Raw genomic sequence first — 6,923 nt, forward strand, 5'->3', positions numbered from 1 at the left:
GCCGAGGTACAGCAGGCCACCCAACAGACGGATCACGTAGAACGGGAAGGTGGCCTTGACGGACTCGACGAAGGTGTAGGTCAGGCTGCCGTCGGGGTTGACCGAGCGCCACATCAGACCTTGCATCACACCGGCAATCCACATCGCGGCGATGTACAGCACGATGCCGATGGTGGCCACCCAGAAGTGGATTTCGATGGCGGGGACCGAGTACATCTTTTTCTGGCCAAACAGGCGCGGGATCAGGTAGTACAGCGAACCCATGGACACCAGACCCACCCAGCCCAGAGCGCCGGAGTGCACGTGGCCCACGGTCCAGTCGGTGTAGTGCGACAAGGCGTTGACAGTCTTGATCGACATCATCGGGCCTTCGAAGGTGCTCATGCCGTAGAAGGACAGCGAGACGATCAGGAAGCGCAGGATCGGGTCATCACGCAGCTTGTGCCAGGCACCCGAGAGGGTCATGATGCCGTTGATCATGCCGCCCCAGCTGGGGGCCAGCAGGATCAGGGAGAACACCATACCGACCGACTGGGTCCAGTCCGGCAGCGCGGTGTAGTGCAGGTGGTGAGGACCTGCCCACATGTAGGTGAAGATCAGCGCCCAGAAGTGGACGATGGACAGGCGGTAGGAGTAGACCGGACGCTCGGCCTGCTTGGGGATGAAGTAATACATCATGCCCAGGAAGGCGGCCGTCAGGAAAAAGCCCACGGCGTTGTGGCCGTACCACCATTGCACCATCGCATCCTGCACACCGGCGTAGGCCGAGTAGGAGTGCGTCATGCTGGTCGGAATGGCCAGGTTGTTGAAGATGTGCAGCAGGGCGATGGTGATGATGTAGGCACCAAAGAACCAGTTGGCCACAAAGATGTGCTTGACCTTGCGGGTGCCCACGGTGCCGAAGAACACGATGGCGTAGGCGACCCAGACCACGGTGATCAGCACGTCGATCGGCCAGATGAGTTCGGCGTATTCCTTGCCTTCGGTCCAGCCCATGGGCAGGGTGACGACAGCGCCGACGATGGCCAGGTTCCAGCCCCAGAACGTGAACCACGCCAGCCCGTTGGAAAACAGGTTGGTGTGGCAGGTGCGCTGGACGATGTAGTAGCTGGTGGCAAACAGTGCCGAACCACCGAACGCGAAGATCACCGCGTTGGTGTGCAGCGGTCGCAGACGACCGTAGGTGATCCACTCGATCCCCATGTTGAGCTCGGGCCAGGTCAGCTGGGCGGCGATGATCACGCCCACCAACATACCCACCACACCATAGATCACGGACATGATCGCGAACCCGCGCACCACTCCGTCGTTGTAGACCGCCGGCTGGCTGGCCTTTGTTGTCACGGACATACAGAACTCCTCATAAATGTCACCACCGGGAGTGTGCTGATTGGCACTCCCCACCACCTTGACTTAAGTCAATCGCCCCCGAGAATGCGGCCGCCCTCGCGTTCAATGTTGTCAAACTGGCCCGCGTTCAAGGCCCACCAGAACAGGCCGATGACCACGAACACCAGAACGACGGACACAGGGATCAGCAAATACAGAATGTCCATGGGAGCACCTCGACGCGCAGCTAGGCAAAAAGAAGATGGATGTCAGGCAGACTGCCCCGCGCCCGACGGGGCATGGGACGGGTCGGCAGGGGAGTTCGATGCCAGACGCAGGGCGTTGGCGATGACCAGAAACGAGCTGCCCGCCATGCCCAGACCGGCCAGCCAGGGCGGCATCCACCCCACCAGGGCCATGGGCACCGCGACAGCGTTGTAGAGCGCGGCCCAGAGCAGGTTCTGGCGCACGATGCGCATGGTGAAGCGGGCGTGCTGCAGCGTGTGGACCACGTCCATCACCTGACCACCCTGGATCACGTAGTCGGACTGCGCCTGTGCCAGCGGCGCCGCATGACCCAGCGCGAACGAGGTGTCGGCGCGCGCCAGCACCGGCCCGTCGTTCAGGCCATCACCGACCATGGCCACGCGCAGCCCTTGCGACTGCAGGCGCACCACCTCGGCCAGCTTCTGTTCGGGCGTGGCCCCGGCGATCACGTGGTCCACCCCCACCGCAGCCCCCACCTGGCGCGCCGCGGCTTCGCGGTCGCCCGAGAGCAGCCAGGTCTGGATGCCCAGCGCGCGCAGGCGGGTCACCGCGGCTGCGGCGTCCTCGCGCAAGCCCTCGCTCAGCTCGAAGCTCGCGATCCAGCCCTGTTCGTCGGCCAGGTGGGCGCGTGGCGCGGCGTCCTGGGTATCGACGGGCGTCGCCCCGCAGAAAGCGGCCGACCCCAGTCGCAACCAGCCGCCACCGGCACGGGTGCCCTGCAGCCCCTGCCCCGCCCGCTCGGTGACGTCGGTGACTTCGCTGAGGCCCGGCGCTGGATCGATGCCCAGCGCTGCCTGGACCAGCGCGCGCGAGACAGGATGCAGCGAACCCTGCGCGAGCGTCGCCGCCAGGGCCAGCGCCTGTTCGCGGCTGACGCCTGCGCGGGTGTGCACGGACGCCAGCAGCAAACGGTCATGGGTCAGGGTGCCGGTCTTGTCGAAGACCACCGCTCCGATGCTGGAGAGCACCTCGAAGGCCTGCAGGCGCCGCACCAGGATGCCGCGGCGCGCCAGGGACCCGGCAGCGCTCAGCATGGCCGCCGGCGTCGCCAGGGACAGGGCGCAAGGGCAGGTGACGATGAGCACCGCCACCGCCACCGCCAGCGCCTTGGTGTGGTCGATCTGCCACCAGTAGATGCCCGCCGCCAGCGCGGCCAGCACCACCAGCACCAGGAAGGGTGCCGCAATCCGATCGGCCAGCACCGCCAGGCGGGGCTTTTCGGTGGACGCTTTTTCCATCAGGCCGACAATCTGCGCGAACCGCGTGTCGCGGCCCAGACGCTGCACATCCATCAGCACCGGCCCGGCCAGGTTGAAGCTGCCCGCCACCACCGCGTCGCCACGCCGGCGCGTGACCGGGTGCGACTCGCCGGTCAGCAAGGCCTCGTCGACTGTGGCGGTGTCGCTGAGCAACGCACCGTCGCCCGGGAAGGCCTGCCCGGCCTGCACCTGCACCGTGTCGCCCACCAGCAGCCGCCGCACCGACACGGTTTCGAACGTGCCGTCAGCACGTTGCCGCGCACACACCTCGGGCAGGCGGTTCATCAGCGCGTCCAGTGCGCCGGCGGTGCGGTCGCGCGCCTTGAACTCCAGGTAACGTCCGCCCAGCAAGAAGAACACGAACATGGTCACCGAATCGAACCAGACCTCGTGCCCCCACGGGCCGTGCGGGTCGAAGGTGGCGGCCGAACTGACCAGGAAGGTCACCAGGATGCCCAGCGTGACCGGCGTATCCATGCCAATGCGCCCGAGTTTGAGGTCGCGCCAGGCGCCTTTGTAAAACGGGCCACTGGCGAAAAACACCACCGGCAGCGTGAGCAGCCAGCTGGCCCAGCGCAACAGCTGGTTGATGTCGTCCGGGATCTCGCCCGGCGCGGCCACATAGGCGGGCCACGCGTACATCATCACCTGCATGGCGCAGAAGCCCGCCACAAACAGGCGCCACAGCGCCTGCCGGGTTTCCTTCAGGCGTTCGCTGATGGACAGTGCCTGCTGCATCGGCAGCAGGCGGTAACCGGTCTGCCCCACCACCTGCGCCAGGCTGGACATGCGGGTCTGCTGCGGGTCCCAGCGCACCGTCAGGCGCCGCGTGGCCGCGTGCACCTGGGCGCTGTGCACGCCCGGCAGACCTTGCAGGGCACACTCCACCGTGTCGGCACAGGCGGCGCAGTACATGCCTTGCACCATCAGCACCGACTCGGCCGTGCGTCCGCCCTCCCCGTCCTGGAATTCGGTGAAGTCCTGCTGCTCGACCGGATCGTCGAGAACGGCAAAGTCGTCGGTGACGGTGAGGGGCCCGCGGTGGGCGCCAAAAATGCTCGGGGAATCGGCGGTGCTTTCGACCGCGGGCGGCGCAGCGTTTCCATTCGCCGCAGCGGCGGCGCGCACGCGCGCATTCAACAGCCCCGCCGGGGGCACGGCAGTGGCCTCGTTCATGCCGCGAGGGTAATTCACGGGGTCGCTCATGCGCTTGATTTAAGTCAACCGCTCACGGACGGCGTTTGATAGCCTATTGTCCGTTGATCCCAACAAACCAACGGAGAAAACCATGTACAAGCGCATCCTCGTGGCCACCGACGGCTCCAAGCTCTCCAACATGGCGGTGGAGCACGCCATCTCTCTGGCCGACATCACCGGCGCCGAGGTCGTGGCCTTGAAGGTGGTGCCGCGCTACCCGCAAACCTATTTCGAAGGGGGTGTCGCCCTCGCTGCGGCCGAAGTGGCCCGCATCGAAAAGCAGTGGAACGACGAGGCCATGGCCGCGGTCAACGCCGTCAAGGCGGCCGGCCAGAAGATGGAGGTCAAGGTCAAGCCGATCACCGTCAAGTCCGACCTGATCGCCGAGGCCATCATCGCTGCCGCCAAGCGCAACAAGGTGGACCTGATCGTGATGGCGTCGCACGGCCGCAAGGGCATCAAGCGCCTGCTGCTGGGCAGCGAGACGCAGCAGGTGCTGACGCACTCGCACATCCCGGTCCTTGTTCTCCGGTAAGGATCTACATCGGAGAAAGTGCCTCGTCCAAGGCACCCGGGGAACCGGCTTTGCCGGGCCACAGGGTGCGTCCCCCTCGAAGCGCCGAAGGCGCGCTACAAAGGGGGAAGCCGCGTCAGCGGCGCAGGGGGTGCTTCAAAACGAACCCTTGTACTGCTCGCGCAGCAGGTTCTTCTGCACCTTGCCCATGGTGTTGCGCGGCAGTTCGTCCACCACCACACAGCGCTTGGGGATCGTGAAGTTGGCCAGCTTGGCCTTGAGTTCAGCGATCACCCGGTCCGGATCCACCGAGGCGCCGGGCTTGGCGATGATGACCGCCACGCCCACTTCGCCGAAGTCCGGGTGCGGCACGCCGATCACCGCGCTCTCGGCCACACCCGCCATGTCGTTGATATAGCCCTCGATCTCGGCCGGGTAGACGTTGTAGCCACCGGAGATGATCAGGTCCTTGCTGCGGCCCACGATGGTGACATAGCCACGCTGATCCACCTTGCCGACGTCACCGGTCCTGAAGAAACCGTCGGCGGTGAACTCCTCGGCTGTCTTTTCGGGCATGCGCCAGTAGCCCTTGAACACATTCGGTCCTTTGACCTGGATGCCACCGATCTCGCCGGGCTTCACCGGCTGGCCATTGTCCTCCATCACCCGCAGCGTCACGCCTGGCAGCGGGAAGCCGACCGTGCCACCGCGCCGCTCGGTCTGCCCCGGGTGACGCGGATCTTCACCACAGGGGTTGGAGGTCAGCATCACCGTCTCGCTCATGCCATAGCGTTCCAGGATGGTGTGACCGGTGCGCTGCTGCCAGTCACTGAAGGTCTCGATCAGCAGCGGCGCCGAGCCCGAGATGAACAGGCGCATGTGCGCGGCCTGCGCCTTCGTCAGCGTGGGCTCGGCCAGCATGCGCACGTACAGCGTGGGCACGCCCATGAAGACGGTGGCCTCCGGGAACTTGGCGATCGCCAGCTTGGGGTCGAACTTCGACAGCCAGATCATCTTGCTGCCGTTGATGAGCGCGCCGTGGATGGCCACGAACAGGCCGTGCACGTGGAAGATGGGCAGCGCATGGATCAGTACGTCGTCCGGCTGCCACTGCCAGTAGTCGCGCAGCATCACGGCATTGCTGCGCATGTTGCCGTGCGTGAGCATGGCGCCCTTGCTGCGGCCGGTGGTGCCGCTGGTGTAGAGGATGGCGGCCAGGTCGTCGTCCTGCCGCACGGCCGGCGTGTGGCGGTCGCTCTGGTGGGCGGCGCGCTCCAGCAGGCTGCCGGTGCGGTCGTCGCCCAGGGTGAAAACGGCCTGTGTGCCGGCGCTGAACGCGATCTTGCTGACCCAGCCGTGGTTCTTGGGGCTGCACACCACCACCGCAGGCTCGGCGTTGCCGATGAAGTACTCGATCTCGGCGCTCTGGTAGGCCGTGTTCAGCGGCAGGAACACATGGCCGGCTCGCAGCGTGGCCAGGTACAGCACCATGGCCTCGACCGACTTTTCCACCTGCACCGCGATGCGCGAGGCTGGCGGCAGGTCCAGCGCGTCCAGCAGGTTGGCCACCATGGCGGTGGCGCGGTCCAGGTCGCGCCAGGAATAGCGCAGGCCGTTGTCGGTCTCGACGGCGGTGCGGTCCAGGTCGGCGGGAAAGGCGTCGCGCAGCGCGACGAACAGGTTGGGGTTGCTCATGGTGTGAACGGCAAAAGAAAGTTCAGAAAGCCGGTGGCCGTTTGGCCAGGAAGGCCGCGATGCCTTCGCGGTGTTCGGCGCTGTCGGCGTAGTCGTAGGCGGTGGGCACCAGGGACTCTGCGCCCTGCCCGCCCGCCAGCGACCGCACAGCCTGCTTGTTCAGGCGCGCGGCCTGCGGCGCCAGGCGTGTGATGCGCAGGGCGCGTTGCTGCGCCTCGGCCGGCACGTCGGCGTCGTGCAGCACGGTGTGCAGGAAACCGCGGGTCAGCATCGTCGGCGCGTCGAGCACCGCCGCTTCCAGCAGCATCTGCCGCGCCGTGGCCAGGCCCACTTCGCGGGCCACCAGCTCGGCCTCGCGCGGCGCCATCGGAAAGCCCAGCTTGGCGATCGGCGCGCCGAAGCGCGCCCCCTGCCCCGCCAGGCGGATATCGCAGCAACTGGCGATTTCCACCCCCGCGCCCATGCAGTTGCCTTCGATCTGCGCGATCACCGGCAGATCGCAGGCCAGCACGGCCGATAGGCCACCCCAGACGTCGTTTTCGTGGAAGTCGCGCAGACCCTCGGGGTGGAAGCGGAAGTCGGTGTACTCGGCGATGTCACCGCCCGCACAGAAGTGCCCACCCTCGCCCGCCACCACCACCACGCGCACGTCGCTGCGGGCC

6 protein-coding genes are annotated in these 6,923 nt (G+C 66.5%); 1 reads left to right on the forward strand and 5 read right to left on the reverse strand.

What is annotated here, in order from left to right; genetic code table 11:
* The 3 genes from ccoN to ACR2JA_RS11985 form a co-directional block, all read right to left on the reverse strand.
* Window positions 1-1,350, reverse strand: a 1,350-nt coding sequence (ccoN, locus tag ACR2JA_RS11975; protein WP_434009307.1) for a cytochrome-c oxidase, cbb3-type subunit I, incomplete at its 3' end; no start/stop codon positions are given.
* Between the two features lie 68 nt (window positions 1,351-1,418).
* Window positions 1,419-1,556 carry a cbb3-type cytochrome oxidase assembly protein CcoS gene (gene ccoS, locus ACR2JA_RS11980; RefSeq protein WP_434009308.1) on the reverse strand — a complete coding sequence of 46 codons (138 nt, stop codon included), beginning with the start codon at window positions 1,554-1,556 and terminating at the stop codon, window positions 1,419-1,421.
* Window positions 1,557-1,598: 42 nt separating this feature from the next.
* A complete protein-coding gene (locus ACR2JA_RS11985; protein WP_434009309.1) occupies window positions 1,599-4,061 on the reverse strand; it encodes a heavy metal translocating P-type ATPase in 2,463 nt (820 codons plus the stop codon).
* 82 nt (window positions 4,062-4,143) lie between these two features.
* On the opposite strand from ACR2JA_RS11985, the gene ACR2JA_RS11990 reads away from it, so the two are divergent.
* Window positions 4,144-4,587, forward strand: coding sequence for a universal stress protein (locus tag ACR2JA_RS11990; RefSeq protein ID WP_434009310.1), 444 nt, complete (start codon window positions 4,144-4,146; stop codon window positions 4,585-4,587).
* 135 nt (window positions 4,588-4,722) lie between these two features.
* Here ACR2JA_RS11990 and ACR2JA_RS11995 read toward each other — a convergent pair whose 3' ends face one another.
* The gene (locus ACR2JA_RS11995) at window positions 4,723-6,261 is read right to left on the reverse strand and encodes a malonate--CoA ligase (protein ID WP_434009311.1); all 1,539 of its coding nucleotides are present in this window, start codon (window positions 6,259-6,261) and stop codon (window positions 4,723-4,725) included.
* Window positions 6,262-6,283: 22 nt separating this feature from the next.
* Window positions 6,284-6,923: enoyl-CoA hydratase/isomerase family protein (locus tag ACR2JA_RS12000; RefSeq protein ID WP_434009312.1), on the reverse strand; the 640-nt coding region annotated here is incomplete at its 5' end.

Origin of the sequence: Hydrogenophaga sp., assembly GCF_051007235.1 — a bacterium.
GTDB lineage: Bacteria > Pseudomonadota > Gammaproteobacteria > Burkholderiales > Burkholderiaceae_C > Hydrogenophaga.